This is a genomic window from Candidatus Deferrimicrobiaceae bacterium (assembly GCA_035256765.1).
GTDB lineage: Bacteria > Desulfobacterota > Deferrimicrobia > Deferrimicrobiales > Deferrimicrobiaceae > CSP1-8.
This window is the reverse complement of sequence record DATEXR010000164.1, coordinates 1-26,764: the sequence shown is the minus strand read 5'-3', so window position 1 is coordinate 26,764 and position 26,764 is coordinate 1. Positions and strand designations below refer to the sequence as shown.

Genomic DNA, 26,764 nt, shown 5'->3' with positions numbered 1-26,764 from the left:
TGGAGGAAGGCCACGTCGGGGTTCAGGGCGGGCACGACGGCCACGGGGAGCCCCGTGTACGGGTCCTCGACCACCTTTGCGGCGGAGACCGCCATATGGTCCGAGCCGAGGAGGTCCCTCGTCGGAAGGAAGGGGACTCCCCGGGCGCCTGCGAGCAACCGAAGGGCAAGACCGCCGTTGGTCCAGTCGTACACCCGGACCCGGCCGTCGCAGACCGCCTGCCCGATGTAGCTTCCGTAGCCGAGGAAGCCGACGTCGATCCGGGTGGCGCATCCTGCCCCCACCAGGAGAGCGGACTCGTGGAGGGTGAACTCGGCGCATACCCAGAGATCCTTCTTGCGCTGGCGGATGACCTCCCGGATGAGCGCCTGCGGCCCTCTCGTCAGACTGGAGAAATCGTAGACGATGTAATTGCCGTCCGCGACGAAAGCCGACACGGCTTCCTTCGCCGAGAGGAGCTTCGGTTCCGCTTTCCGGCTTTTCTCGTCCCTGACGAAGCGCCGGAAATCGTCCGGATGCTCGAACCGGTATTCGATCTCTCCCTCTCTCCGGATTCTCATCTCCGTCTTCTCCGGCTCCCCTTCCCTTTCCCCGACTTCTCCCCGAGGGGAAAGGCGAATCGGTGATCCACCACCTTGTCCGCCACGGAGTACGGGTCCAGCCTTTTTTCGGCGATGTCCCGAAGAACGGCGTCGAGAACCCCGCTGCGGGAGAGGTCGCCCATGGCCTTTTCGATGAGCCTTTTTTTCAGGATCTCCATGAGTTCCACCCTTGCCTTTTCCCTGCGGTACCTCGCAAGGTTCTCCTCCCGGGAAACGAACATCCAGTGCCTTTCCACCTCGGTCAACAGCTCGGGAATCCCCGCGCCCGTCTGGGCGACGGCGGGCAGGACGGGGGGGATCCAATCCCCCTCCGCATAAGTGTTCATCGACACCATCGTCTCGAGCTCCTGCTTCGTCCTGTCGGCCCCTTCCCGGTCGTACTTGTTCACCACGAAGATGTCGGCGATCTCGAGAATCCCCGCCTTCAGGGCCTGGATGTCGTCCCCCAGGCCCGGCACCACGAGCACGAGGTTCGTGTGGGCCACCTTCACGATCTCCACCTCATCCTGACCCACGCCGACGGTCTCGATGATGACGACGTCCTTTCCCATGGCATCCATCACGTTGACGATGTCGATGGTGGACTTGGAGAGACCGCCCAGATGTCCCCGGGTTGCCAGGCTCTTGATGAACACCCCGGCGTCGAGGGTGTGTTTCTGCATGCGGATGCGGTCTCCGAGGATCGCCCCGCCGGAGAACGGGCTGGTGGGGTCGATGGCGACGATCCCGACCGTTTTTCCCTTCTCCCGGAGATGTCCGATCAGACAGTCCACGAGGGTGGACTTCCCGGTTCCCGGGGCCCCCGTGATCCCCAGAAGATACGCCCTCCCGGTGTGCCGATACAGGGCTTTCAGGGTCCTGTGCGCGGAGGGGATCTCGTCGTCCAGGTCGCGCATCAGGCGGGCGGCAGCCTGGACGTCTCCGGAGAGAATGTCTTTCGCCGGGACCGCCATTCAGGTCAGTGCCCCCGGATGAGGCGCCGGGCGATGATCATGCGTTGCACCTCCGAGGTCCCCTCGCCGATTTCGCACAGTTTTGCGTCCCGCATCGTCCTCTCCACGGGATACTCGCGGGTGTACCCGTAGCCCCCGAAGATCTGAACGGCCTTGATCGTACAGCGCATGGCGGCCTCGGAGGCGAAAAGCTTCGCGATCGCCGCCTCCTGGACGAACGGCTTCCCGCAGTCTTTCCGATAGGCGGCCCGGAACGTGAGCAGCGATGCCGCATCGAGCTCCGTCCCCGCGTCCGCGATCATCCACTGGATGGCCTGGAAGGACGAAATCGGCTGCCCGAACTGGTGCCTCTCCTTCGCGTAGGCGACCGCCTCCTCCATGGCGCCCCGCCCGATCCCGACCGCCAGGGCCGCGATGGAGATGCGCCCCCCCGCGAGGTTCCGCATCGTGTCGCGGAATCCGGAGTGGACTTCGCCGATCACATTTGCGGGCCTCACCTCGAGGTCCTCGAACACCAGTTCCGCCGTGTCGGATGACCGCATGCCGAGCTTGTGGAGATTTCTCCCCGCGGAAAGGCCGGGCGTCCCGGCCTCGACCAGGAAAGCCGTTACGCCGTCCCTTCCCTTCTCCTTGTCGGTCACGGCGAGGATGACGTACACCCCCGCAACGCTACCCTGTGTGATGAACATCTTGCTCCCGTTGATGACCCAGCGGTCCTTCTTCCACTCCGCACGGGTCCTCATGGCAAGCGAATCCGATCCCGAACCGGGCTCGGTCAGGGCCCACGCCCCGAGCCTGCGCCCCGAGGCGAGCTCCGGCAGGTATTTCCGCCGTATCGCCTCGGAGCCGAAGGCGAGGATGTGCGCCGTGCACAGAGAATTGTGGGAGGCGACGGTCAGGCCGAGCGACCCGTCCCCCTTCCCGATCTCCTCCACCGCGATCGAATAGCTGATCGTGTCCATCCCGGATCCGCCGTACTCCTCCGGGACCATCACCCCCATGAGCCCGAGCTCCCCCATCCTCGCAACGGTCTTTGCGGGGAAAACGCTCTCCTCGTCCCATTGCCGGGCGTACGGGCGCACCTCCTTGTCGACGAAGGAGCGCACCATGTCCCTCAGGGCGATGTGTTCGGAAGAGAGCTCGAAATTCATCCCGCGGTCTTTCCTTACCCCGGGACGAAATAGACGTCCGTCGGTTTGAGCTGGGAGTTTCTCCGGAACTTCGCCTTCACCTTCATCCCGATGCGGATGTCCTCGGGGCGATCCACGCCGATCAGCCGGGTAAGGAGCAGGGTGTCCGCGCCGTCGAACTCGACAAGGATCAGGTGGAAGGGGGTGTCCTTCAGGAATTCCTCGCTTCCGTAGTAGCACGTGGTGAACGTGTGGACTCGTCCTTCCAGGGGAAGCTCCACCCAGTCCGTCTCCGCGCCGCAGTTGGCGCAGTGGAGCCTCGGGGTCGCGTAGGTGTATTGGCAGCAGCCGCACCGGGTCCCGAGAAGCTTCCTGTTGGCCAGGCCGGCGAAAAACGGGGAGTCCTGCCCGTAGGAATGGAGGTAGTCGATGGAATAGGGGTGCTTGATCACGATGGGGGACATCCCTTTCAATGAGGAGAGGTCCTTCGGAAACGGGACGTTGAATACCGTGGTCCCCGTCATCACCTCATCGAGCTTGGCGTTCCGGTGGTAGGCCGGAGGACTAGTCGTGTCGGATCGCTTCTTCGCCATCGGTTACCACCCCCGTTCGAGAATCGACACGGTGACGTAGGTGCCCGTGCCGGCGTGGCTGTGGATGAGGCCGCGGTCTGCTTGGGCAAGCTGCAGCTCCCCCGACCCGAAATGCTTCTTGATCTTCCCCTGGATCTGCCAGAAGGCGAACACCGCCTGCATCAGGCCGGTCGCGCCGACGGGGTGTCCGCAGGCGATGAGCCCCCCGGAGGGGTTGACCGGAATCGTTCCTTTCCTCTTCAGCTTCAGCCCGTACTCGATCTGCGGCAGGAAGGGATGACCCTCCTCGACGAATTTCCCCCCCTCGCCGTATCGGCACAGGGCCAGATCCTCGTACGTCTGGATCTCCGACGAGGTGTAGGCGTCGTGGAGCTCGACGAAGTCGATTTCCTTGATCGGGTTCCGGATGGCGGCCATCCGGTACGCCTGGAGACCCGCGCTGCGTCCCGCCCGGAAAGAGTGGACACCGGGGTATTTCAGGTTCCGGTAGTCGCTCTCCTTCTCGTTCGGCGCGAGGATCACCTTGCCGTGCGGCCGGTCGGCGAAGCGCATGAAGTCCGTCCCGGTCCCCACGCCGGAGATCCGGACGGGTTTGTCCGTGAGCCGGAAGGCGGTTTTCTCGTCCGTCAAAATGCAGACTGCCGCGCCGTCCGACATGACGCAGATGTCGAGAAGGGTAAGAGGGAAGGCCACCATTTCCGCGTTTCGCACGTCCTGGATCGTGAGCTTCCTCCGCTTCTGGGCGTACGGGTTGTAGCAGGCGTTCATGTGGTTTTTCACCGACACCATCGCCATCTGCTCGACCGTGGTGCCGAATTCGTGGATGTGCCGGTTCACCATCATGGCGTAGTACCCCGAGTAGAATCCCCCCACGGGGTAATCGAAGTTCGTGTCCGAGGCGTGGGCGATGAACTCGTTCCCCTTCCACGTCTGGACGCGGGACATCGTCTCGAACCCGAAGACCACACAGCAATTCATCCTGCCGGAGGCCACGGCTTCCCATCCCGCCTGGAAGCACAAGCCCCCCGTGGCTCCGCCTCCTTCCACGCGCTTGTTCGGCTTGGGGCAGAGACCGAGATAATCGGCGGCCATGATGCCGGCCATCAGCTGGCGCGTGAAGTGATCCGAGAAATAGGACGCCACCGAGCCGTCGATCATCTCCCGCTTGAGTTTCGGAACGTCGTCGAAGGCGTAGTCGAACGCCTCCTTGACCATCTTCTGGAACGTAGCGTCCGGCCGTGCCTTGACGAACTTGCTGACCCCCCCCGACACCATGTAGACCGGTCTCACGTTCTTCCTCCTGCGTTGGAGTGGTATTCGACCCCGGCAGACGACCCGCTACGCCCTGGGGCGGATGCGCTTGTCGACGTATTCGACGATTTCCGCCAGGGTCGTCCCCGGCGTGAAGATCCGGTCCACCCCCTTCTTTCGAAGACCGGGGATGTCGTCGTCCGGGATGATCCCGCCGCCGAACACCACGACCTTCCCCATCCTCTTCTCTTTCAGAAGCTCCACGACCTTCGGGAAGAGATAATTGTGCGCGCCGGACAAGATCGACAGCCCGATCGCGTCCACATCCTCCTGCACGGCGGCGTTCACGATCATCTCGGGGGTCTGGTGGAGACCCGTGTAGATGACCTCGTATCCTGCGTCGCGCAGCGCCCGGGCGATGATCTTCGCCCCCCGGTCGTGGCCGTCGAGCCCCGGCTTCCCCACCAGGACCCGGACCTTCCGGTCCTTCTTCCCCGGTCTCCCCTTGGATCTCCCTATTTCCCGCGCACTCGCCATGTCCTGTCCCCCCTGTTGCTTGTTAATACATCGCCGGGTCGGTATACGTGCCCATCGTCTCCCGGAAGGCGTCGCAGATTTCGCCGAGCGTGACGTACTCCCTCACCGCGTCGAGGATGACCGGCATCAGGTTGGTCCGGGAGAGGGATGCGTCCTTCAGCGCGTTGATGCGGGAAACCGCCCTTTTCGCGTTTCGCTTTCTTCGCACATCCCGGGTGCGGGCGACCTGCTTCCGTTCGACCTCCTTGTCGATCTTCAGGATCGGAATGGGAAGCTCCTCGTTGCTCGGATAGCAGTTCACTCCCACGATCTTCTTGTCCTTCTTCTCCAGGAGCCGCTGGTAATGGTACGAGGCGTCGATGACCTCCCGCTGCGGGTATCCGCGCTTGACCGCCTCGACCATCCCCCCCATCCCGTCGATCTTCCGGATGTAGGCCGTCGCCTTCCCTTCCATCTCGTTCGTCAGCTTTTCGAGGAGGAAGGAACCGCCGAGCGGATCGATGGAGTTCGCCACGCCGGACTCCTCGGCGAGGATCTGCTGCGTCCTGAGGGCGATGGTCACGGCCTGCTCGGTGGGGAGGGCAAGCGTCTCGTCCATGGAGTTCGTGTGCAGGGACTGGGTCCCCCCGAGGACCGCCATCAGCCCCTGGAGCGCCACCCGGATCACGTTGTTGATCGGCTGCTGTGCGGTAAGCGTCACCCCGGCGGTCTGGATGTGGAACCGCATCTTCCAGGAGTTCTCGTCCTTCGCCCGGAACCGCTCCCTCATGATCCTCGCCCACATCCGGCGCGCCGCCCGGTATTTCGCGATCTCCTCGAAGAAATCCATATGGGCGTTGAAAAAGAAGGAGAGGCGCGGCGCGAACTTGTCCACCGGGATGCCTGCCTCGATCCCCGCCCGGACGTACGCGATGCCGTCGGCGAGGGTGAAGGCGAGCTCCTGGACCGCCGTCGAGCCCGCCTCCCGGATGTGGTACCCGCTGATGCTGATCGTGTTCCACTTCGGTACGTGGTCCGAGCAGTATCCCAGGATGTCGGTGATGATCCGCATGGACGGATCGGGGGGAAAGATCCAGGAGTGCTGCGCGATGTACTCCTTCAGGATGTCGTTCTGGATCGTCCCGCCGATTTTTTTCGAGGAAACCCCCTGCTGCTCGGCCACCACGATAACCATCGCCAGAAGGATCGCCGCGGGGGCGTTGATCGTCATGGAGGTGGTGATCGTGTCCAGCGGGATCTTGTGGAAGAGGATCTCCATGTCTTTGAGGGAATCGACGGCCACGCCGCACATCCCGACCTCTCCCCGCGCCCTTGGGTGATCCGAATCGTATCCCATGAGCGTGGGAAAGTGGAACGCCACCGAGAGGCCGGTCTGCCCCTGGGAGAGCAGGTAATGGTAGCGGGCGTTGGTGTCCTCCGCCGACCCGAACCCGGAGAACTGGCGCATGGTCCAGAGGCGCCCGCGGTACATCGACGGTTGGACCCCCCGGGTGTACGGGTATTCCCCGGGGAATCCCAGGTCGTTCAGGAAATCGAACCCCTCGAGGTCCGCCGGAGTGCAGAGGGCCGGGATCTCTACGTCGGAAACGGTGGAAAAACGCCTGAGCCGCTCGGGCGACCGGGAAAGGAGAGGGTGCAACCGCTCCTGTTCCCATCGCTTTCGGTGCTCCCTGATCGTTTTCGTCTTCTTCCTGTCGGACACGGCTATGCCCTCCGATCCCTCATCGCTCGACGCCCACGCGTGCGTCGACCCCCTTGGCGTAGTAATGCTTGATTTCCCTCATCTCCGTCACCAGGTCGGCCGCCGCAACGATCGCTTCCGGAGCGCCGCGGCCGGTCAGCACGATCTCCATCCCGTCCGGTTTCCTCCGCAACAGGTCGAGGACCTCCCCGACGGGGAGCAAACCGAAGTCGACGGCGCAGTTGATCTCGTCGAGCACGACGATGTCGGCCTTTCCGCCGAGGATCGTCTCTTTCGCCAGCTCCCACCCGTCCCGCGCGAGGCGGACGTCCTCGGGGTCGGGGCTCTCCCGGTCCACGAAGGTGTCCCTTCCCGCCTGGTGGATCGTAACCAGGGGGGAGAGCATCGCCACTCCTTTGAGCTCTCCGTAGTCGATCCACCCCTTCATGAACTGGATGATCACGGTTTTCAGGCCGTGCCCCGCCGCCCGCACGGCCAGACCCAGGGAGGCCGTGGTCTTCCCCTTTCCGTTGCCGGTGTACACCTGGATGTACCCCTTTCCGATGGCTGTCCGGGTCATCGTCGTCCCTACCGTAAAAGGTTCCGTGCGATGACGATCCGCTGGATCTCCGAGGTCCCCTCGTAGATCGAGGTCACCTTGATATCCCGCAGATGCCGCTCCACCGGGTATTCCCGGATGTACCCGTACCCCCCGAAGATCTGGACCGACCTGTGGCAGGCCCGGTACGCCGCCTCGGAGGCGAACACCTTCGCGATCGACGCCTCCCGGGTATAGGGAGCTCCCGTCTCCTTGCGGTAGGCGGCCCGCAGCGCGAGGAGTTCGGCGGCGTCCAGTTCCGTCGCGGAATCGGCGAGCATCCCCTGGATCGCCTGGAACCCGGTCAAGGGCTGGCCGAACTGCCTCCTCTCCGTGGCGTACGAAATCGCCGCCTCGAGCGCCGCCCGGGCGATCCCGACCGACTGCGCCGCGATCCCGATCCGGCCCCCGTCCAGGGCGGACATGGCGATTGCGAATCCCTCCCCTTCCTCTCCGAGCCGGTTCCGCACCGGGACCCGGCAGTCGTCGAAGGAGAGGGAGACGGTGTCGGACCCTTTCAAACCCATCTTGTGCTCCGGCTTCCCGATGGAAAATCCCGGCATTCCCGGCTCGACGAGGAAGGCGCTGATCCGTTTCTTCGGCTCTTTTTCCGTAACGGCCATGACGATGGTCACGCCGGCGTGGGTGCCGTTGGTGATGAAGGCCTTGCTCCCGTTGAGAACGTATGCCTCCCCGTCCCGGACGGCGGAGGTCGAGATTCCGAAGGCGTCCGACCCCGCCGACGGTTCGGTGAGCGCGAACGCTCCGGGAGCGGCTCCGGACGCAAGGACAGGGAGAAACCGGTTTTTCTGCTCCACGGTCCCGAACCGGTGGATCCCTTCCCCCACCATGTTGGTGACCGCCATCCCCACGGCGGTGGAGGCGCATCCGCCCGCGACCTCCGCGAGCGCGACCGCGTAGGCGACCGCTCCCGTTTCCGACCCTCCGTACGATGCCGGGACCAGCATCCCGAGAAGACCGAGTTCGCCCAACCGCTTGAGGTTCTCTGCCGGGTACCGGACCTGCTCATCGATCTCCGCGGCCTTCGTCGCGAACTCCTTCCGCGCCAGGGAGCGGACCATCTCCCGGATCTGCGCCTGCTCCTCGCGTAACTCGAACCGCAACGCCTTTAGTCCTTCAGGAGAGCCGAGGCGATCACCAGCCTCTGGATTTCGGATGTCCCCTCGTAGATCTCGGTGATTTTCGCGTCGCGGAAATGCCGTTCCGCCGGGTATTCCTTGATGTACCCGTACCCTCCGTGGATCTGGATCCCCTTCACGCTCGCCCGCATCGCCGCCTCGGAGGCGTACAGCTTCGCCATGGACGATTCCTTCGAGTGCCGAATCTTCCGGTCTTTGAGCCACGCCGCCCGGTACGTGAGCATCCTCGCTGCGTCGATCTCGGTAGCCATGTCGGCCAGCATCCATTGGATCGCCTGGAAATTCGCGATCGGCTGCCCGAACTGCTTTCGCTCCTTGGCATACCCGAGGGCGTCCTCGAGCGATGCCCGGGCGATCCCGATCGCCTGGGATGCGATCCCGATCCGGCCGCCGTCCAGGGTGTGCATGGCGACTTTGAACCCGTCCCCCTCGTTTGCGAGCCTGTTCTCCGCCGGGATCTTCACGTCCTCAAGGATGAGGGAGGCGGTGGGAGAAGCTATGATGCCCATTTTCTTTTCATGTTTCCCAACAGTTACTCCACTAAATCTCATGTCAAGGATGAACGCTGTAATCCCCTTGTGCTTCTTCTCCTTGTCGGTCATGGCGAACAGGATGCAGGTGTCGGCATTCGGGGCGTTCGTGATGAAATTCTTTGTGCCGTTGACGATGTAGTGGTTATCCTCCCGGACGGCCGTCGTCTTCTGCGAGCCTGCATCGGATCCCGCCCCCGGTTCCGTGAGCCCGAAGCACCCGAGGTGTTTGCCGGACGCGAGGGGGACGAGGTACTTCTTTTTCTGCTCCTCGCTGCCGAACGCAAGGAGAGGGTCGCACGCCAGGGAATTGTTCACCGACAGGATGACGCCGGTGGACGCGCACGCCCGCGAGATCTCCTCCATCGCGATCACGTAGCAGATGTTGTCCATTCCCGCCCCCCCGTACTCCTCGGGGACGGCAACCCCCATCAGCCCCAGTTCGGCCATCTGCCGGACGAGTTCCTCCGGGAACCGCCCGGTCTCGTCGAGCTCCGCCGCCTTCGGGAGCACCTCTTTCTGGGCGAAATTCCGCGCCATCTCCTGGATCATCCGCTGCTCTTCGGTAAAGTCGAAAACCATCTTCCCCTCTCCCCCCGAAAGATCGGCAGTCCGATCTATTTCCCCTGGAAGGAAGCCTTTCTTTTTTCGAGAAACGCGGCCATTCCCTCCGCGCGATCCTCGGTCGAAAAACAGATCGCGAATGCGTTCGCCTCGAGCGCGCAGGCGTTTCCGAGGTCGAGGTCCAGGCCGCGGTTCATCGCCATCTTCGCCGTCATCACGGCGACCGGCCCCTTGGAAAGGATCTTCGCGGCGATCTCCCGCGCGGCGGCCATGAGGTCCGCCGGGGGTACGACCCGGTTGACGATCCCGATCTCGTAGGCCCTTTGGGCCGAAATCATCTCCCCGGTCAGGACGAGTTCCTTCGCGAGGTTCCGCCCGACGAGCCGGGCAAGTCGCTGGGTCCCCCCGTACCCCGGGATGATCCCCAGGTTCACCTCGGGCTGGCCGAGCCGCGCGTTGTCGGCGGCGACAAGGATGTCGCACGCCATCGCGAGTTCGCACCCCCCTCCCAGAGCATACCCGTTGATGACCCCGATGACCGGCTGGGGCATCCGCTCCATGAATTCGAGAACTCCCTGCCCGAAGAGGGCGAAGGAAAGCGCCTGCACGGGGGTAAAATCGCGCATCTCGGAGATATCCGCCCCGGCCACGAATGCCTTCTCCCCGGCGCCGGTAAGCAGCACCACGCCCACGTCGTCACGAAGTACGATCTGGTTCAGGACGGCGGAAAGCTCCTGCACCGTCGCCCGGTTTAAGGCGTTCAGCGACTTCGGCCGGTTGATGGTGACGGTGGCGATCCTTTCGGAAACGTCGACGAGCAGGTTCTCGTATGCCATCTCCCCCTCCTCTCATCCCTTCTCGTACGCGTAAAAACCCCGCCCCGTCTTCTTCCCGAGATAGCCTGCCTCCACATACTTCCGGAGCAACGGGCACGGCCGGTATTTCGGGTCACCGAGCCCCTCTTGCATCACCTTCATGACTTCCAGGCAGGTGTCCAGGCCGATGAGGTCGGCCAGGGCAAGCGGGCCCATCGGGTGGTTCGCCCCCATCCGCATGATGGCGTCGATGTCCTCGGCTTTCCCCACCCCCTCCATCAGGGCGTAGACGGCTTCATTGATCATCGGCATGAGGATCCGGTTGGCGATGAACCCGGGGTAGTCGTTGGCCGGGACGGGCTCCTTTCCGAGCCGTCGGGCCAGATCCATGGTCAGGTCGAAGGTTCCCGGGGAGGTCTGGAGCCCCCTGATGATCTCGACCAGCTTCATGAGGGGGACCGGGTTCATGAAGTGCATCCCGATGACCTTGTCGGGGCGCGACGTTGCGGAGGCGATCCGGGTAATGGAGAGGGAGGAGGTGTTCGTGGCGAGGACCTTCCCCGCGGGGACGATTTCGTCGAGCTTCCGGAAGAGGGCAAGCTTGAGCTCCTCCCGCTCCGTGGCCGCCTCCACGACGAAATCGCTCGCGGAGAGGTCGGAAAGGTTCACGGTCAGCGCGAGGTTTGCCGCCATTCTCTCCTTGTCCGCCGGGGTGATCTTCTCCTTCCGTACGAGGGTGTCGAGCCCCTTTTCGATCGCCGCACGCGACTTCCGGAGAATCGCGTCGGAAATGTCGTTTACCAGAACCTTGAACCCGCTCATCAGGCAGACCTGGGCGATCCCGCTCCCCATCTGACCACCGCCGACCACACCAACCGTCTGGATTTCCATGTCGTCGCTCCTCCGGATGCGTCCGTGAACCCCCCTGAAAACCCCATCCCCCGGTCATGGCTTGGTCTGCTTTCCCCGTTACAGCCGTTCGACCAGCATCGCGACGGCCTCCCCGCCGCCGATGCACAGGGAGGCGATCCCCAGGCGCTCCCCCCGGTCCGCCATGGCATACAACAGGGTGGTCAGGATCTTCGCCCCCGACGCTCCGACCGGGTGTCCGAGGGCGACGGCCCCACCGTTCACGTTGACCCGTTCCGGATCGAGTTTCAGGTTCCGTATCGCCGCGATCGCGACCGAAGAGAAGGCCTCGTTGATCTCGAAGAGACCCACCCGATCCTTTTCCACTCCCGTCTTGTGGAGCAATTTCCGGATCGCGTCGATCGGCGCCACGGTGAACCAGACCGGCTCCAGGGAAGCCGTCGTGTACGCCACGATCCTCGCCATTGGTTGGATCCCCCTTTTGGCGGCGGCATCCGCGGACATCACGACGACGGCGGCGGCCCCGTCGTTGATGGTCGAGGCATTCCCCGCGGTGACCGTCCCCTCCTTCTCGAACACCGGTTTCAGCGAGGCAAACTTTTCGATATTCCCCCGGCCCGGCTCCTCGTCGACGCGGAAGACGACGGGGGTTCCCTTCTTCTGCGGAATTTCCACGCCCACGACTTCCTTCTCGAACTTTCCGTCCCGGATCGCCGCGAGCGCCCGCCGGTAGGAGTTGACGGCATACTCGTCCTGGTCTTCCCGGGTAATGCGATGCTCCCGGGAAAGCACCTCCGCGCAGTTGCCCATGTGAATTCCGTTGTAGGCGTCGATCAGTCCGTCGATCATCATGTGATCGTAGATGGTGTCATTGCCGAGACGGTAACCGGTTCGCCCCTTTTTCAGAATGTACGGAGCCTGGCTCATCGACTCCATCCCCCCGGCCACCACCACTTCGAACTCGTCCGTGGCGACTGCCTGGGCGGCGAGCATCACGGCTTTCAGCCCCGAACCGCACATCTTGTTGATCGTCATCGCCCCCGCCGAAACCGGGATTCCGGCGAAGATGCCCGCCTGACGGGCGGGAGCCTGCCCGACGCCGGCAGGAAGGACGTTCCCCATGATGACCTGCTCCACCTCTTCCTTCCCGATCCCGCTGCGGGACACCGCCTCCGCGATGGCGATCGCCCCGAGCTTCGGCGCCGGGATGTCGGCCAACGAACCGAGGAAGCTCCCTGCGGCAGTCCTTGCGGCACCCGTGATGACCGCTTCTTTCATCTCTCTCTCCTTTTTTTCCGATCTCGTTACCGGGGACATTCCTGATTCATCTCCGGGATGCGGGAGAGGAGTGTCCCCGCCCATATCGGGCCGATGCGCTGAATCGGTTCCTCTCCCGGTGCCAGGTGCCCGAGGGCGGCTTCCTCTGCGCTTCGCTCGCGACCTGCGACCGCTCGCTGCCGTTCCGCTCGCCGGGATCGGCTCCGCAGCCTCGGAGGGGGCTCCGTTCGTGGCTCGCCGTGCGATGAATCCGCACGGCTGCGCTCCCACTCCTTCGGCTTGCTGCGCTCTCCGGAAGTCGCGAAACGTCGCGCGCCACCTTTCACCGGGGACACTCCAAAGGGGGACATTCCCAGGGGGGACATTCCTATATCAAGTATTACGTTGAGGAGTGTCCCCCCCCAGCGTTGAGGAGTGTCCCCCCCCAGCGTCGAGGAGTGTCCCCGCCCAGGTTGCGTTCACGTTTCCTGCATCATCTTCCCGCGAAGGCGGGCCTGATATTCGCGAATCTCGTTCTTCAACGCAACCAGCTGGCTGATCCTGTCATCGATCTGGACCGCCCGCTCATCCAGGATCGCGAGCAGTTTCGGGATGACCTCCCGATTGTTCCGCTGGGTACGGTAGATCTTTTCGAGCTTGACCATCTCCGCGAGGGAAAGCCCGAGGACCTTGAGACGATTGATGAATTTTAGCCGTCGGACGTCGTCGTCGGTGTAGACGCGTTTCCCGTTTTCGATCCTGCGGACGCTTTGCAGGAGACCGATCTCCTCGTAATACCGGATCGTCCTCTGGGACAAGTTGACCATCCGGGCCAGCTCGCCGATGGAATAGGGGTCCCGTTTTTCCGCAGGAGAGGGCATATTGCCACCTTACGTTAACTGGCAGAAGCGTATCGGAACCACTACCCCCTGTCAAGAAATATGGTGACTGCTCCGCTTATTTTCCGATCCGTTTCAACAGTTCCGTGGCCCGCTTCTTTTCCATGCGCTGTTCCGGGATCACATCGGGCAGCGCGTTGTCGGGAAGAGCCACCGCCGCCTCGAGCTCCTTCCTGGCGAGATCGTTCCTGCCGTCCCTCACGTACGCCTCCGCGAGGAAGAACCGGTTCCCGGCGTAATTCGGAAAGGCCTCCGCCGCGCGATTCCCATGTTCGATCGCCTTCGTGGTGCTTCCCCCGAGAAGTCCCGGCAGTTTCGTGTAGAACGCGCAGAGAAATCGGTCCGGGCCGCGATAGAAATATTCGGGGTCGATCGAGGCCGTCTTCTCGTTCAGCCTGCGCACCGTCCCGATCCCCCACAGGTTGGAAAACGTTCCCTTGAGGTTGTTCTCTCGGGCCAGGTTCGCCGCCTCGAAGAAATACCCTCCCGGTTTTTCCGGGGCGCTCTCGGATGCCCTCTTTCCGTACTCCCTCCCCTTTCTGTAGTGCGAGAGGGCGTCTTCCTTGTTCGTCGATTCAAGATTTTGCCCGATCCAGTAATGCAAACGGGACAGATGCAGCAGCACATCGTAATCGAGCGGCTTGTCCTTCCGCAGCTCCTCGTACGCCCCGATCGCCTCGGCGGCTTTCCCGAGGTCCTCCCTTTCGTTCCACAGCAGTTCGGCCCTCGTCTCCGGTTCGGCGCCGCGGGATACGGTCGGCAGGGCGGCGGCAAGCAGGAGCATCATCACCAGCATGAAGCACGACGGCGCTTTTCTCATCTCGTCCTCCCCGGATGGAAACGGTTGTCCAGTTGTTCGACGAATGCCTCGAGGCGGGTGCGCCAGGCACCCTCGGCGAAATCGCGTTCGTCCGCCATGTCCCCGTCCATCAAAATGCACGGAATCCCGTCGGATTTCAAGCGCGCCGCGATCTCCTCCTGCCCGAACGAATACGGTTTGCAACTCCGGTTCGCGTGGAAGATTACCCCGTCCGTCGCGAGGGACGCGGCCATCCGGCGGATGATCTCTTCGCGGTGGCCAAGCCCCATGTTGAGCCAGACGCGCGCATAGGCGTCCGCCACGGCATCCGTCCCATCGGGGGACTTCGCGGCCCGCTCCGTCCAGGCGTTCGTGTAGGTGGCCCCGACGAGCACCACCCCGCGGTCCGCGAGGAAATCGGAGAGGGGCCTGAGCTGGTGCCACACGGGGAGGTTGTCCCACAGCAGACGGAACCTCTCCGCCTCGATGGCCCCCTCCCCCCGTCCCACCCGTTCCCGGATCTCGTCCGCAAGCTCCCGGTAGAACCCGACGGCCTCCCGCGTTCCCCGCATCGTGACGATCGGTCCCATCATGAGGAACTGGTCCGCGGCGGTGGCCGGGGCCGGCCTTGCCGAGTTTGCCTCGATGCACTCCTGCCAGAGGACGGAAGCCTCCCGGGAAAGGTCGACCGATTCCCGGAAGCGCCCCTCGTCCCACGTCCTTCCCGTCAGCCGGGCGAGCTCCCCGGGGATGTTCCGGAACTGTTCGCGCACATACTCCCGGGCGGCCGGCTCCTCCTCCCCATGCCGGAAAGGCATGTCCAGAAGCAGGAGGGGGACCCGGTAGAAACGGGAGAGTCCCTCGTACCACTTGACGACGGTCCGGCAGATGTTGTTCGCGCAGAAAAGAAAATCCGGTTTCGGAAGTCCTCCGATGGGGCTTGCCGCAGGGATAGTCCTCGCTCCCCAGTCGACTTTCCAGTACGCGCAGAGATCCCGGGAGTATCCTCTTTCCTCGGCGGCCTGGCACAGGCGCCCGCCCGCCCGGGCCACCCCGCAGACGGCCCCGTGGTTCTCGGGATAGACGGGGACAACGTCCATGGCGTGCAGAAACTCCACGGGGGCGCCGCTCGTTACGAAAGCGACCTTTCGGCCCTCCTCCCGGGCGAGCCACCCGGCCTGGAAGTGGCGCAGCATCATCTCTTTCATCCGCGCGGCGGCTTCGAGGCGCTTCGCCATCCCCTACTCTCCCATCTCGACGAACGCTTCGATGCGCACCCTGGCAGACGCACTCTCCTCCGCCTGGAGGTCGATATCCAGGCAGAGAAACGGTATCCCCCTCTTCCGGGACTCGTCGGAGATGTCGGGGATCTCCCCGGATTCGGGCTCGCACTGGCGCACGCGGAGCAGAAGGATCCTGTCCGCGCCGGACCCGACGAACCTCTCGAAGAGTCGTTCGATCCGCGTCCCCCCGGAATCGTGCAGGGTCGGGCACGGAGCTCTCCGGAAATGTCTGCGGACAAGGGATAGCGGCAGGTCTCCCGACTCGTGCGCCAGCCCGGAGTAGTACCGGTTTCCGAGCGCCAGGTCGTTCCCGACGATCGCGGCCCCTGCCGCGTCCAATGCCTCCATCACCGGCCCGGTCGCCAGGATGCCGGTGAGAAAAATTTTCGCGCGGGGACGGCGGGAGGTTCCGCGGGACCGGGCAAGCGCCTCCCTCAGGATTTCCGTGTGCCCCTCCTTGGGGAGCGCCATGCCCGCCCTGGCGAGCGTCAGGAATTCCGTCCCGGAGAAGGCCCCCGGAGATTCCGCCATCTTTTCCTCGAGAAGAGAAAATGCCCTCCGGTTCTCGTTGTACACCCGGACGGATTTTTCCAGCGCGCCCTCCGACACCTCTCTTCCGGAAACCCGCCCCGCCCACTCCCGGAAGGCCTCGATCCGGTCGAGCAGGTATTCCGATGCGCCGGGTGCATCCGCGGAGGCGGGGAAGACGAAGGGAAACCGGGGCCGCTCGTCGTGAGAAGGAAAAAGCACCTCGAAGGCATTCTGGAAGGTATCGCAGGTCGACGGGAAGACCCATGCATCGATTCCTTCCCATTGGCCGGCACGGATATCGGAGACGATGCCACCCGCGACGGAGCAGACGAAGGGGGGGACGCCCGCCGGCGACGCGGGGCCGAACTCGTTTCCCCAAAGGGTGACCGGCAGCATCCCCGCCGCGTGGAGAACCTCTTCGGGGGCGTAGATCGGGATGCACCCCGCCGCCTTGCGCCCCGAAAGCGACTTCCACCGGGATACGGCTGCCGCCGGGTTCCGGCTGACCTCCGAGGCGAACCGGAAGGCCCACTCCACCCCGGAAGGCATCCCTTACCCCCGCGTCGGGAACACTTCGTCGGAACGGGATGTTCCCATTTATTTCCCCTGGTAGAGGACCGCGAGGATCAGGGCTTCTTTCTCCTCGGTGGAGTGGACGTGATGGGGGATGTTCGAGTTGTAGTAGATGCAGTCCCCCTCGGAAAGAACGTCGGAGTACTTGTCGAGGAACACCTCCACTTTCCCCGATAGAACGAACAGGAACTCCTCCCCTTCGTGCGAGTTCCGGACCACGTTCCGGTCGAGGAGCGGCTGAAGACGCACGAGGAACGGCTCCATGTTCCTCCCCGCCTTCCCGGCGCCGAGCGCCTCGTACGTGTAGGCGGACTTCCCGCCTTCTTTCAGGCCCACGCGGGAAACGGTCGTCCGGTCCTCTTTCCGGACGATCGAGAACTCCCGTTCCTCCTTTCCCCCGATGAACGCGGAGACCGAGGTATCGAACGCGTTGGCGATTTTCACGAGGGTTCCCAGGGGGGGCGACACCATCCGGTTCTCGATCTGCGACAGCAGGGCCGTGGAGAACCCGGTCTTCTCGGCGAGCTCCTGGAGCGTGATCCCCCGGGCCTCCCGGAACTGCCGGACGTGGTCCCCGACCTGCACCTCGGGGTCCCCCGCAGCGGGGCCGAAGTCGCCCGACTCCTCTGCGATCTTCGACAACAGGTCGTCCATGGACTCGTCACGGGTGATATCTGGCAAAGGATTCCCCCTCCTTCAGGGCGTTGATGTTGAGCGGGATGAACCGTTCGTACTTTTTCGACACGACCTTCGGGATGCAATCGGCAAGGGTCTGCATCCGCACCACCCCCGTCGCGGCGACGTATGCCCCGAGCGCCACCATCGAGGCCAGCTGCTGGCTCCCCACCTTCTCCCGGGCGATGTCGTTCGCGGGGATCGACACGATCCTCAGGTCCTCCCGGGTCACCTGTGCGGGATCGACGAGCGACCGGTTGATGATCAGGTTCCCGCCCTTTTGCAGGAGCGGAAGATATTTTTCGAGGGAGGGGCCGTTCATGATGACGCACGATTTCGGGGCTCCCACGACCGGGGACCCGATCTCCTCGTCCGAGATGACGACCGTGCAGTTCGCCGTCCCTCCCCGCATCTCCACGCCGTACGCGGGGAAGTAGGTGACGTTTTTCCCTTCCTCCATCGCGGCAAGGGAGAGGAGGTTGCCGATCATGAGGATCCCCTGACCCCCGAATCCGGCCATGATGACGTCGGTGTTCATGCGAAATCCGCCTGCCTGCGCTCCTTGTACACGCCCAGGGGAAAATACTCGGACATCTCGCCGAGCACCCGTTTCTGCGCGTCGAGCGGCTTCATCCCCCAGTTGGTCGGGCACGTGGAGAGGAACTCGACGAGGGAGAAGCCCATTTCCCGGATCTGCATCTCGAACGCTTTCCTTACGGCCTCCTTGGCCTTCCGGATCTGCCCGGGGGTGCTCGTCGCGACGCGCGCGCAGTACGCCGTTCCCTCGAGGGTGGCGAGCAACTCCGCCATCCGGATGGGGTATCCGTCGTTGCGGAACTCCCGTCCGTAGGGGGTGGTCGCCGTCTTCTGGCCGAGCATCGTGGTCGGCGCCATCTGCCCCCCCGTCATTCCGTACGTCGTGTTGTTGATGAAGAGGACGGTGATGTTCTCCCCCCGGTTCGCCGCGTGGATGATCTCGGACGTGCCGATGGCGGCAAGGTCGCCGTCTCCCTGGTAGGTGAAGACGAACCGGTCCGGCTGGGCCCTCTTGACCCCCGTCGCCACCGCGGGCGCGCGTCCGTGGGGGGCTTCGGCTATGTCCACATCGATGTAGTCGTACAGGAACACCGAGCAACCCACGCAGGCGACCCCGATCGTCTTTTCCCGTAGGTTGAAGTGATCGATCGCTTCCGCGAGGATCCGGTGCGCGATTCCGTGGTGGCATCCGGGGCAGAAGTGCGTCCGTACGTCGACGAGGCTGCCGGGCCTCGAAAAGACCTGCCTCGTGAACGTCCCCTTCTCCGGACCCTTCATCGCGCGTTCCCCGCCTTAGTCCTGCGTTTCGTAATTACGGTCTTCTATCGGGCCGATTCCATGAGGCGCTTCACCTCCCGGTGCCAGGGGCTGGCGGGCGGCTTCCTCTCCGCTACGCTCGCGACCTGCGCCCGCTCGCTGCCGGTTCCGCTCGACGCAATTTCTTCCTTAGCGAAACAGGCCGCTCCGAGGAACCCCCCGCTGCGCCTCCTGCCCCCAGGAGACACGCACGGTTCGGTTGCCGTATTATGAAGCGGAGTGCTTCACGCCGATCTCCCCCGCCAGCCGCCGGATCTCCTGGTGGATCTCCTCGGGGGTGGGGATGGCGCACGGCTTCCCCAGGAAGCGGATCTTGTCGTGGTGCCTCGTGCTTATCCGGACATCCTCGAGCATCTGCCCCGTGTTCATCTCGATCACGAGAACCACGTCCGCCGTGCCGGCCGCCTCGTCCACCTCCTTCGACGGGAAAGGGAACAGGGTGATCGGACGGAGCATCCCCACCGGGAGCCCCTCCCCCCTCGCCCACTGGATCGCCGTTTTGCTCACCCGCGCGGCGGTCCCGAAGGCGACGACCACGATCCCCGCCCCCTCCATGCGGTACGGCTCGCAGCGGACTTCCTCCTCCTGCATCCGCCGGTATTTCCGGTGAAGCTTCCAGTTGTGGACCTCGATCTCGTTGTCCTTGAGATACAGCGACTTCACGTTCTGCCGGGGACGGCCCGCGCAGCCGGTCAGGGCCCACGGTTTCTCCGGGGGGACCCCGCGAACGTAGGGGGTGGGGACGAAGGGCTCCTTCATCTGTCCGATGATGGCGTCGCCCAGGATCAGCGCCGGGTTCCGGTACTTGTCCGCGAGGTCGAAGGCGAGCATGGTCAGGGAGTACATCTCCTGGACGGAGTGCGGAGCGAGCACCGGAATCCTGTACCCGCCATGGCCCCCGCACTTGACCGCCTGGAAGTAGTCTCCCTGGGAGGGGGCGATTCCTCCGAGCCCGGGCCCCGAGCGGGAGATGTTGACGATCACCGCCGGCAGCTCCGAGCCGGCCATGTAGGAGATCCCTTCCTGCATCAGGGAAATCCCCGGCCCGGACGAGGAAGTCATGACCCGCTTGCCCGAAGCCGACGTCCCGAGGAGGAAATTGATCGTGGCGATCTCGCTTTCCGCCTGGAGGAACGTCCCCCCGATGGGCGGCAGGTGGGCGGACATGTACTCCGGGATGTCGTTCTGGGGAGTGATCGGGTATCCGTAGTAGAACCGGCACCCCGCGGCGATGGCGCCGACGCAGATCGCCTCGTTTCCCTTCATCAGCTCCCGGGGGATTCCGGCGGTCGGACTCCTCATCGCCACACGCGGATGCAGACGTCGGGGCAGGACTCGGCGCATATCGCGCACCCCGTGCAGTCGCCGGGGCGCGCGAAGACCGCCGCGGCATATCCCTGCCGGTTGATCCCGTACCCCATCTCGATGCAGTTCTGCAGGCAGGCCGGAACGCACAACTCGCAAGCCTTGCACCGTTCGAAGTCGATCGCGATCCTTCCCGTGGTCTTGACGGCGGTTCCCTTCATCGTTTCCCTTCTGCCCTCAGTCGTATTTCGGCTTGAACTCGAAATAGTGCGTCGTTTCGATAAAGCGCACTGTCCGGGATTTCGAGCGCATGACGACGGAATAGGTGTTCGCTCCCCCGCTGAAGAACCGGACCCCGCGCAAAAAGTCCCCGAAGGTGACCCCGGTCGCCGCGAACATGACATCGCTGCGGGCGAGGTCCTTCAGCTGATACACCTTGTTGATGTCTTCCACCCCCATGGCCTTGGCGCGTTCCACCTCTTCCTTGTTCCGGAACTTGAGGATCCCCTGGAAATCGCCTCCCAGGCATTTGAGCGCGGCCGCCGCCAGGACTCCTTCCGGGGCCCCTCCCGTTCCCATCAGGATATCGACGCCGGTGTCGTCCTTCGCGGTCGCGATGGCGCCCGCCACGTCCCCGTCGCCGATCAGCTTGATTCGCGCCCCGGCGGACCGGCACTCCCGGATCAGCTCTTGGTGCCTCGGACGGTCGAGAATCACGACGCACAGGTCCTCGATATACACCTTCAGGGCCTTTGCGATCGAGCGAAGATTCTCGGTCGGGGTGGCGGTGATGTCGATCATCCCCTTTGCCTTGGGGCCGACCGCCAGCTTCTGCATGTAGGTATCGGGCGCGTGAAGGAATCCCCCCTCCTCCGCGATCGCGATCACCGCGAGTGCGTTGTTCCCGCCCGTTGCGACGATGGTCGTGCCCTCGAGGGGGTCGACGGCAATGTCGACGCGCGGGGTTTCGGCCGCACCGACTTCCTCGCCGATGTAGAGCATCGGGGCCTCGTCCCGTTCCCCCTCCCCGATCACGACCCGGCCTTTGAACTGTACGGCATTGAAGGCGCTGCGCATCGCCTGGACGGCGGCCTGGTCCGCGGCCATGTTGTCTCCGCGTCCCATCAGTCTCGCCGCCGCCAGTGCGGCCGCCTCGGTCACACGGATCACCTCAAGCGCCAGGTTTCGATCCACGGCTCCCCCCTTTCGAGGAAAATGGTTGCCCCAGTCCCGTTTTCGCGAGGAACGTTTCGGGGATGCGGACGACCTTCCCGTAGCCGTCCGTGAATGCGTGGACGGTGGACCCGTCGGCCAGAAGCGTCCCGTCCTCCCTTTCGATCCGGTATCCGAAGGTGATGCTCGCGCGTCGAAAACCCCGCATTTCCGCGCGGATGGCGAGGAGGTCGTCGTATCGGGCCGGCGAAAGGTACCGTACGTTTGCTTCCGTGACCGGGAGGTGAACGCCGATCCCGGTCAGTTCCCGGTACGCCATCCCCATGCTCCTCATAAGCTCTACCCGCCCCGACTCGAACCACTTGAGGTAGTTCGCATAGTAGGCGATCCCCATGGCGTCGGTGTCCGCGAAAAGGACCCGGACCTCGGCGACCCGCTCCATCGCCGCCTACGCGTTTCTTCCCGCCAGGAGGTATCCGATGAGACGCGTCCCGGCGTCCAGGAACTGTCCGGTCGCCTTCGCATCCGCCTCGGTGTACCTCTTGTCCGGGAAGGACGAAAGGCCCGAGGGAGCGGGGTAAAAGGCGAATGGCACCGGCTCCTGGGAATGGGTACGGATGGCCACCGGGGTCGGATGGTCGGGGAGCACCAGGACCGTCAGGTTGCCGTCGCTTTTCGCCCGGGCGAGGATGGGCGACAGCATCTCCTCGTCGATCCGCTCGATGGCCCGGACCTTGTCCGGGGCGCTTCCGTTGTGTCCCGCCTCGTCGGGCGCCTCCACGTGGATCAGGACGAAATCCTTGCTTTCCAGCTCCCGGAGGGCGTACTCCGCCTTCCCGCGGAAGTTCGTATCGATGTACCCCGTGGCTCCGGGAACGGTAACCAGCTCCAGCCCCGCATAGACGCCGATTCCCCGGATGAGGTCGACCGCCGCCACCACGGAGCCCGAGAGGCCGTATTTTTCCCGGAACGTCTGCATCCGGGGCGCTTTCCCCTGCCCCCAAAGCCAGATGGAGTTCCCCGGCGGCTTGCCCGCCTCGACCCTCTTCCGGTTGACGGGATGGTCGGGAAATATCTCCCGGGAGATTTCCATGAGCTCCAGCAGAAACTCCGCACCTTCCCCCTTGGGAAGATATTCGGTGATGTTTTTCCCGTGGATGTCATGCGGTGGGGTCGTCTCGACCGCGGCGTTGCCGCCGGGCCAGACCATGAGGTGCCGGTAGCTCACTCCCGGGTAAAAGCGCACCCCCCTTTCCTCGACCCTCTCCTGGAGCGCCCGCAAAAGCTCGGCAGCTTCCCCGGTGCCGATGTGCCCCGCGGAAAAGTCCTCCATCTCGGACCTGGCCCCGAGGTTTTTCAGGGCAACCACGTTGCACCTCACCGCCACGTCGTCTTCCGCAAGCTCCACCCCCATGGACGCCGCCTCCAGGGGGGAGCGCCCCGTGTAGACTTCCCGGGGGTCGTACCCGATGATGCTCAAGTTCGACACGTCGCTTCCCGGGTACATGTCTTTCGGGACCACCTGGACCATGCCCAACGCCCCCTGGGACGCCATGAAGTCCATGTGGGGCTTGTTCGCCGCTTCCAGGGGGGTCTTGTCCCCGAGGGAGGGAACCGGCCAGTCGGCCATCCCGTCGCCGATGAGAATGATGAATTTTCGATCCACGTCGCCTCTCTTCGTTAAAAACCGAGCACCTTCAGGACCTCCGCCATGTCCGGCGGGATGGTGACGGGCTCCACGGACTGTGCGATCGCGTTGTCCGGGTCCTTCAGGCCGTGCCCGGTGAGGGTGCACACGATCCGCTCCCCCTTGCGAAAGAACGACTCCCTGCCCAATTTTATCACGCCGGCGACCGACGCCGCCGACGCCGGTTCGCAGAAGATCCCTTCCGTTTCCGCCACAAGCTTGTACGCCTCGAGGATCTCCGCATCGCTGACCATGCGGATCAGCCCTCCCGACTCGTCGCGCGCCGCTTCGGCCTGCTTCCACGAAGCGGGGTTTCCGATCCGGATGGCGGTCGCGACCGTCTCGGGCTTCCGTATCGGGTGCCCCCGCACGATGGGAGCGGCCCCCTCGGCCTGCCACCCCAGCATCCGGGGGAGGCGCTTCGACCTTCCGGCCGCCCGGTACGCCTTGTAGCCGGCCCAGTACGCGGTGATGTTGCCCGCGTTGCCGACGGGGAGGACGTGGCTGTCCGGCGCGTCGCCCAGGGCGTCGCAGATCTCGAATGCCGCGGACTTCTGCCCCTCGATTCGGTCCGGGTTGAGCGAGTTGACCAGGGTCACCGGATACTTTTCCGAGATCTCCCGGACGAGCCCCAGCGCCTCGTCGAAGTTCCCCAGGATCTGGATCACCTGGGCGCCGTGGATCATCGCCTGGGAGAGTTTGCCGAGGGCGATCTTCCCCTCCGGGATGAGGACGTACGCCTTCATTCCCGCTCTCGCCGCATAGGCCGCGGCGGACGCCGAGGTGTTCCCGGTGGAGGCGCAGATCACGGAATCCGCCCCCCGGGACTTCGCCATCGAAACCGCCATCGTCATCCCGCGGTCCTTGAACGACCCCGTCGGGTTCAACCCCTCGTACTTCAGATAGATCTCGGTTCCCGGGGCGATGGATCGGGCAAGGCTCGGGGCGGGGACAAGCGGCGTGTCCCCCTCGAGAAGGGTCACCACGCTCGCGTCGGGCACGGACGGCAGCAGATTGCGGTACCGGCGGATGATTCCTACCCTGGGCATCGTGCGGATTCCTTTACCGGGTTACAGGTTGTTTTCGATCCGGATCATGCGGGTGCGGTCGAGAACGACGGGAAGCCGGTCGGTCTCCTCGAGGGCGGCGCGCATGTCCTTCTCCTTCGCGTGGTGGGTCACGATGAAGATCGGCACCGCGCTTTCCTGCTTCCGCCCCTTCTGGATGACGGAGGAGATGCTGATCTGGTGGCTCCCCAGGATCCCGGCGATCTTGGACAAGACGCCCGGCTTGTCGATCACCTGGAACCGGAGGTAGTACTCGGAGTCCACTTCCGTGAAGGGGGACACGGCGGTTCCCCTCCCGGGAAGCTGGTTGTGGAACCCGCTCGGCGGAATTCTGCCGGAGACTCCTTTCCCGAGATTCCGTGAGATCTCGATCACGTCGCTCACCACCGCCGAGGCGGTCGGGAGCTTCCCCGCCCCCTGCCCGTAGAACATCGAGGATCCGACGAAGTCGCCCTTCACGAAGATCGCGTTGTAGGCACCGCCGACCGTGGCCAGCAGGTGGTCGGAGGGGATCATCGTCGGATGCACGTGCACCTCGATGCCGTTTCCCCTCTCCTTCGCGATGGCGAGCAGTTTGATCGTGTACCCGAACTCGCGCGCGAAAACGATGTCCTGCGCGGAAACGTGGCGTATCCCCTCGACGTAGATGTTCTCGAGGGGGATGCTCCCGCCGGTGGCCAGCCACACGAGAATCGCGAGCTTGTGCGCGGAGTCGATCCCGTCCACGTCGAAGGACGGGTCGGCCTCCGCAAGGCCGATCTTCTGCGCCTCCGCCAGGACCGCGGGGAATTCCTTCCCCTCGTTGGTCATCCGGCTGAGGATGTAGTTGCACGTTCCGTTGATGATCCCGTAGATTTCCTGGATCCGGTTGGCGGCAAGCCCCTCCCGCATTGCCCGGATGATGGGGATCCCTCCGCCGACACTGGCCTCGAACCCGATGTCCACGCCGGCCGCGGCCGCGGCCTTGCTGATCTCCACTCCGTGTTCGGCCAGAAGGGCCTTGTTCGCGGTCACGACCGATTTCCCCTGTCGGATCGTATCGTGGAGGAATTCCAGGGCGGCGCCCTTTCCCCCCACAAGCTCGCAAACGATGTGGACGTCCGGGTGCCGGGTCACCTGGAATCCGTCGGTGGTCAGGATTTCCCGCGGCAGCGAAACCCCGCGGTCGCGTTCCAGGTCGAGGTCGGCGACCTTCACGATTCGGAGGGGGACCCCCACCCGCCGGCGTAAAAGTTCTGCGTTTTCCCGAAGGAGCCTGACCGTCCCGGAACCGACGGTCCCGAACCCGATGATCCCGATGCCGATTTCTTTGAGGGCCCGGGTCATCTCGCCTTGACCTTGACGGGAGCCTGCAGGATGGCCTTCGCGCCGCGGATCGCCTGACGGATCCGGTGCTCGTTTTCCACCAGGGCGAACCGCACGAACCCCTCCCCGTGCTCACCGAAGCCGACGCCCGGAGAGACGGCCACCTTCCCGTTGGTCAACAGCATCTTGGAGAACTCGACCGAGCCCATCGTCCGGAAGGGCTCCGGGATCGGGGCCCAGACGAACATCGTCCCCTGGGGCTTCGGGAATTCCCAGCCGATCCGGGCGAACCCGTCCACCAGGCAGTCCCTCCGCTTCCGGTAGACCTCCACCGCCTCGTCCACCACGCGGTACGGGCCGTTCAGCGCCACCGTGGCGGCGATCTGGATCGCCTGGAACATCCCGTAGTCGAGGTAGCTCTTGATGCGCCCCAGGGCGCCCACCATCCGCCGGTTTCCCACCACGAACCCGACCCGCCACCCCGGCATCGAGTACCCCTTGGACATCGAGTACAGCTCCACCGCCACGTCCTTGGCCCCCGGGACCTGCAGGATGGAAGGGGCCTTGTACCCGTCGAACACCAGGTCGGCGTAGGCCAGGTCGTGAATGACGAGGAGTTCGTTCTCCTTCGCGAACTCGACGATGCGCCGGAAGAACTCCAGATCCACCACCTCCGTCGTCGGATTGTGTGGGAACGAGATGATCAGGACCTTCGGCTTGGGCCAGATCGTTTTCATCGCCCGCCGGGTCCGGTCCAGGAAGTCCCCCTCCCCGCTGGTGAGCGAGATCGACCGCACGTCCGCGTTGGCGATGACCACGGAGTAGGCGTGGATCGGGTAGGTCGGGTTCGGGACGAGGGCGATGTCCCCCGGGCCCATGATGGCCAGGACCAGGTGGGACAGCCCTTCCTTGGCCCCTATCGTGGCGATCGCCTCCGTATCGGGGTCGAGATCCACGCTGTACCTCCGCTTGTACCAGTTGCAGATGGCGAGGCGCAGTTTCGGGATCCCCCGCGAGGCGGAGTACCGGTGGTTCCGGGGATTCCGGGACGCCTCGATCAGTTTGTCGACGATATGCTTCGGCGTCGGGAGGTCGGGATTTCCCATCCCGAGATCGATGATGTCCTCGCCCGCCTTGCGCATTTTCGCCTTCAGGTCCGTCACGACGGCCAGAATGTACGGGGGGAGCCTCTTTATCCGGGGGAACTCTTCCATGGTCGGTCTCCTGGAAAGTATAAACAAGATATGCTAATGAATCTGGCCGGGTAAGTCAATTTCGGGAGCCGGGAGCCGGGAAGCGGGGGGTCCCTGCCCGGGCGCCGCATCCCGTAATTAAGTCCTCTTATCGGATCGGCTCCGCATCCTCGGAGGGGGGCTCCGTTCGTGGCTCGCCGTGCGGTGAACCCGCACAGCTGCGCTCCGGTCTCGGGGGGTCCATTCCCTCAGATCCCGGCATTCGAGGGCCGCTGCATCCGCTCCGCCTTCGTTGCCCTCCCTCACCGTACCGCAGCGGGTACGCCTCGGTCGGGCGTCTCGCCGGCAGCGGTGCATCGACCCTCTCGATGCACGGCCTC

General features: G+C 64.3%; 28 protein-coding genes. All 28 read right to left on the bottom strand.

All coding sequences use genetic code 11. From position 1 onward, the window contains the following. The coding region (locus VJ307_05675) for a CoA transferase (GenBank protein ID HJX73628.1) at nt 1-560 on the bottom strand (560 nt) is incomplete at its 3' end. Continuing rightward, complete coding sequence (gene meaB, locus VJ307_05670; GenBank protein ID HJX73627.1) at nt 557-1,555, bottom strand: methylmalonyl Co-A mutase-associated GTPase MeaB; 999 nt, start codon at nt 1,553-1,555, stop codon at nt 557-559. The genes VJ307_05675 and meaB, both read right to left, overlap by 4 nt. A 5-nt stretch (nt 1,556-1,560) precedes the next feature. Then, complete coding sequence (locus VJ307_05665) at nt 1,561-2,706, bottom strand: acyl-CoA dehydrogenase family protein (protein ID HJX73626.1); 1,146 nt, start codon at nt 2,704-2,706, stop codon at nt 1,561-1,563. Between the two features lie 14 nt (nt 2,707-2,720). Next, nucleotides 2,721-3,278 carry a Zn-ribbon domain-containing OB-fold protein gene (locus VJ307_05660; GenBank protein ID HJX73625.1) on the bottom strand — a complete coding sequence of 186 codons (558 nt, stop codon included), beginning with the start codon at nt 3,276-3,278 and terminating at the stop codon, nt 2,721-2,723. Between the two features lie 3 nt (nt 3,279-3,281). After that, nucleotides 3,282-4,568, bottom strand: a complete 1,287-nt coding sequence (locus VJ307_05655; GenBank protein ID HJX73624.1) for a hypothetical protein — start codon at nt 4,566-4,568, stop codon at nt 3,282-3,284. 48 nt (nt 4,569-4,616) lie between these two features. Next, nucleotides 4,617-5,066 (bottom strand): cobalamin B12-binding domain-containing protein, encoded by a 450-nt coding sequence (locus VJ307_05650; protein ID HJX73623.1) that lies wholly within the window; start codon nt 5,064-5,066, stop codon nt 4,617-4,619. Between the two features lie 22 nt (nt 5,067-5,088). Then, nucleotides 5,089-6,768 carry a methylmalonyl-CoA mutase family protein gene (locus VJ307_05645; protein HJX73622.1) on the bottom strand — a complete coding sequence of 560 codons (1,680 nt, stop codon included), beginning with the start codon at nt 6,766-6,768 and terminating at the stop codon, nt 5,089-5,091. Between the two features lie 19 nt (nt 6,769-6,787). After that, nucleotides 6,788-7,327, bottom strand: coding sequence for a cob(I)yrinic acid a,c-diamide adenosyltransferase (cobO, locus tag VJ307_05640; protein ID HJX73621.1), 540 nt, complete (start codon nt 7,325-7,327; stop codon nt 6,788-6,790). Between the two features lie 8 nt (nt 7,328-7,335). After that, the gene (locus VJ307_05635) at nt 7,336-8,469 is read right to left on the bottom strand and encodes an acyl-CoA dehydrogenase family protein (protein ID HJX73620.1); all 1,134 of its coding nucleotides are present in this window, start codon (nt 8,467-8,469) and stop codon (nt 7,336-7,338) included. Between the two features lie 5 nt (nt 8,470-8,474). Beyond that, entirely contained in the window at nt 8,475-9,617 is a 1,143-nt protein-coding gene (locus tag VJ307_05630; GenBank protein HJX73619.1) for an acyl-CoA dehydrogenase, read from the bottom strand. A gap of 35 nt (nt 9,618-9,652) precedes the next feature. Next, a complete protein-coding gene (locus VJ307_05625; GenBank protein ID HJX73618.1) occupies nt 9,653-10,435 on the bottom strand; it encodes an enoyl-CoA hydratase-related protein in 783 nt (260 codons plus the stop codon). A gap of 12 nt (nt 10,436-10,447) precedes the next feature. Further along, a complete protein-coding gene (locus VJ307_05620; GenBank protein HJX73617.1) occupies nt 10,448-11,305 on the bottom strand; it encodes a 3-hydroxybutyryl-CoA dehydrogenase in 858 nt (285 codons plus the stop codon). 78 nt (nt 11,306-11,383) lie between these two features. Further along, the gene (locus tag VJ307_05615) at nt 11,384-12,562 is read right to left on the bottom strand and encodes an acetyl-CoA C-acetyltransferase (protein ID HJX73616.1); all 1,179 of its coding nucleotides are present in this window, start codon (nt 12,560-12,562) and stop codon (nt 11,384-11,386) included. Nucleotides 12,563-13,020: 458 nt separating this feature from the next. Continuing rightward, the gene (locus VJ307_05610) at nt 13,021-13,422 is read right to left on the bottom strand and encodes a MerR family transcriptional regulator (protein HJX73615.1); all 402 of its coding nucleotides are present in this window, start codon (nt 13,420-13,422) and stop codon (nt 13,021-13,023) included. A 76-nt stretch (nt 13,423-13,498) separates the two neighbouring features. Next, entirely contained in the window at nt 13,499-14,260 is a 762-nt protein-coding gene (locus tag VJ307_05605; protein HJX73614.1) for a TRAP transporter TatT component family protein, read from the bottom strand. Continuing rightward, a complete protein-coding gene (locus VJ307_05600; GenBank protein ID HJX73613.1) occupies nt 14,257-15,477 on the bottom strand; it encodes a 2-hydroxyacyl-CoA dehydratase in 1,221 nt (406 codons plus the stop codon). The genes VJ307_05605 and VJ307_05600 overlap by 4 nt, the downstream gene beginning before the upstream one ends. Nucleotides 15,478-15,480: 3 nt before the next feature. Continuing rightward, a complete protein-coding gene (locus VJ307_05595) occupies nt 15,481-16,602 on the bottom strand; it encodes a 2-hydroxyacyl-CoA dehydratase family protein (protein HJX73612.1) in 1,122 nt (373 codons plus the stop codon). A gap of 48 nt (nt 16,603-16,650) precedes the next feature. Continuing rightward, a complete protein-coding gene (locus VJ307_05590) occupies nt 16,651-17,307 on the bottom strand; it encodes an XRE family transcriptional regulator (GenBank protein HJX73611.1) in 657 nt (218 codons plus the stop codon). Then, nucleotides 17,288-17,839: a 2-oxoacid:acceptor oxidoreductase family protein gene (locus VJ307_05585; GenBank protein ID HJX73610.1), complete on the bottom strand. Its 552-nt coding sequence runs from the start codon at nt 17,837-17,839 to the stop codon at nt 17,288-17,290. The genes VJ307_05590 and VJ307_05585 overlap by 20 nt, the downstream gene beginning before the upstream one ends. Beyond that, nucleotides 17,836-18,615: a thiamine pyrophosphate-dependent enzyme gene (locus tag VJ307_05580; protein HJX73609.1), complete on the bottom strand. Its 780-nt coding sequence runs from the start codon at nt 18,613-18,615 to the stop codon at nt 17,836-17,838. Before VJ307_05580 ends, VJ307_05585 begins: the two co-directional genes overlap by 4 nt. A gap of 246 nt (nt 18,616-18,861) precedes the next feature. Beyond that, complete coding sequence (locus VJ307_05575) at nt 18,862-19,956, bottom strand: 3-methyl-2-oxobutanoate dehydrogenase subunit VorB (GenBank protein ID HJX73608.1); 1,095 nt, start codon at nt 19,954-19,956, stop codon at nt 18,862-18,864. Then, nucleotides 19,953-20,180 (bottom strand): 4Fe-4S dicluster domain-containing protein, encoded by a 228-nt coding sequence (locus VJ307_05570; GenBank protein ID HJX73607.1) that lies wholly within the window; start codon nt 20,178-20,180, stop codon nt 19,953-19,955. The genes VJ307_05575 and VJ307_05570 overlap by 4 nt, the downstream gene beginning before the upstream one ends. 16 nt (nt 20,181-20,196) lie before the next feature. Continuing rightward, nucleotides 20,197-21,153, bottom strand: a complete 957-nt coding sequence (glpX, locus tag VJ307_05565; GenBank protein ID HJX73606.1) for a class II fructose-bisphosphatase — start codon at nt 21,151-21,153, stop codon at nt 20,197-20,199. Then, nucleotides 21,131-21,574, bottom strand: a complete 444-nt coding sequence (locus VJ307_05560) for a thioesterase family protein (GenBank protein ID HJX73605.1) — start codon at nt 21,572-21,574, stop codon at nt 21,131-21,133. Before VJ307_05560 ends, glpX begins: the two co-directional genes overlap by 23 nt. 6 nt (nt 21,575-21,580) lie before the next feature. Beyond that, complete coding sequence (locus VJ307_05555) at nt 21,581-22,798, bottom strand: cofactor-independent phosphoglycerate mutase (protein ID HJX73604.1); 1,218 nt, start codon at nt 22,796-22,798, stop codon at nt 21,581-21,583. 14 nt (nt 22,799-22,812) lie between these two features. After that, nucleotides 22,813-23,868, bottom strand: a complete 1,056-nt coding sequence (gene thrC, locus VJ307_05550; protein HJX73603.1) for a threonine synthase — start codon at nt 23,866-23,868, stop codon at nt 22,813-22,815. A gap of 21 nt (nt 23,869-23,889) precedes the next feature. Continuing rightward, nucleotides 23,890-25,212, bottom strand: a complete 1,323-nt coding sequence (locus VJ307_05545) for a homoserine dehydrogenase (protein ID HJX73602.1) — start codon at nt 25,210-25,212, stop codon at nt 23,890-23,892. Further along, nucleotides 25,209-26,405 (bottom strand): aminotransferase class I/II-fold pyridoxal phosphate-dependent enzyme, encoded by a 1,197-nt coding sequence (locus VJ307_05540; protein ID HJX73601.1) that lies wholly within the window; start codon nt 26,403-26,405, stop codon nt 25,209-25,211. Before VJ307_05540 ends, VJ307_05545 begins: the two co-directional genes overlap by 4 nt. Nucleotides 26,406-26,764: the final 359 nt, after the last annotated feature.

Excerpts from the sequence above, each read along its gene's own strand:
- meaB (HJX73627.1), bottom strand. The coding sequence starts at position 1,555 with ATGGCGGTCCCGGCGAAAGACATTCTCTCCGGAGACGTCCAGGCTGCC.
- VJ307_05665 (HJX73626.1), bottom strand. The coding sequence starts at position 2,706 with ATGAATTTCGAGCTCTCTTCCGAACACATCGCCCTGAGGGACATGGTG.
- VJ307_05660 (HJX73625.1), bottom strand. The coding sequence starts at position 3,278 with ATGGCGAAGAAGCGATCCGACACGACTAGTCCTCCGGCCTACCACCGG.
- VJ307_05650 (HJX73623.1), bottom strand. The coding sequence starts at position 5,066 with ATGGCGAGTGCGCGGGAAATAGGGAGATCCAAGGGGAGACCGGGGAAG.
- cobO (HJX73621.1), bottom strand. The coding sequence starts at position 7,327 with ATGACCCGGACAGCCATCGGAAAGGGGTACATCCAGGTGTACACCGGC.
- VJ307_05630 (HJX73619.1), bottom strand. The coding sequence starts at position 9,617 with ATGGTTTTCGACTTTACCGAAGAGCAGCGGATGATCCAGGAGATGGCG.
- VJ307_05625 (HJX73618.1), bottom strand. The coding sequence starts at position 10,435 with ATGGCATACGAGAACCTGCTCGTCGACGTTTCCGAAAGGATCGCCACC.
- VJ307_05620 (HJX73617.1), bottom strand. The coding sequence starts at position 11,305 with ATGGAAATCCAGACGGTTGGTGTGGTCGGCGGTGGTCAGATGGGGAGC.
- VJ307_05615 (HJX73616.1), bottom strand. The coding sequence starts at position 12,562 with ATGAAAGAAGCGGTCATCACGGGTGCCGCAAGGACTGCCGCAGGGAGC.
- VJ307_05610 (HJX73615.1), bottom strand. The coding sequence starts at position 13,422 with ATGCCCTCTCCTGCGGAAAAACGGGACCCCTATTCCATCGGCGAGCTG.
- VJ307_05605 (HJX73614.1), bottom strand. The coding sequence starts at position 14,260 with ATGAGAAAAGCGCCGTCGTGCTTCATGCTGGTGATGATGCTCCTGCTT.
- VJ307_05600 (HJX73613.1), bottom strand. The coding sequence starts at position 15,477 with ATGGCGAAGCGCCTCGAAGCCGCCGCGCGGATGAAAGAGATGATGCTG.
- VJ307_05595 (HJX73612.1), bottom strand. The coding sequence starts at position 16,602 with ATGCCTTCCGGGGTGGAGTGGGCCTTCCGGTTCGCCTCGGAGGTCAGC.
- VJ307_05585 (HJX73610.1), bottom strand. The coding sequence starts at position 17,839 with ATGAACACCGACGTCATCATGGCCGGATTCGGGGGTCAGGGGATCCTC.
- VJ307_05580 (HJX73609.1), bottom strand. The coding sequence starts at position 18,615 with ATGAAGGGTCCGGAGAAGGGGACGTTCACGAGGCAGGTCTTTTCGAGG.
- VJ307_05575 (HJX73608.1), bottom strand. The coding sequence starts at position 19,956 with ATGAGGAGTCCGACCGCCGGAATCCCCCGGGAGCTGATGAAGGGAAAC.
- VJ307_05570 (HJX73607.1), bottom strand. The coding sequence starts at position 20,180 with ATGAAGGGAACCGCCGTCAAGACCACGGGAAGGATCGCGATCGACTTC.
- VJ307_05560 (HJX73605.1), bottom strand. The coding sequence starts at position 21,574 with ATGGAGCGGGTCGCCGAGGTCCGGGTCCTTTTCGCGGACACCGACGCC.
- thrC (HJX73603.1), bottom strand. The coding sequence starts at position 23,868 with ATGCCCAGGGTAGGAATCATCCGCCGGTACCGCAATCTGCTGCCGTCC.
- VJ307_05545 (HJX73602.1), bottom strand. The coding sequence starts at position 25,212 with ATGACCCGGGCCCTCAAAGAAATCGGCATCGGGATCATCGGGTTCGGG.
- VJ307_05540 (HJX73601.1), bottom strand. The coding sequence starts at position 26,405 with ATGGAAGAGTTCCCCCGGATAAAGAGGCTCCCCCCGTACATTCTGGCC.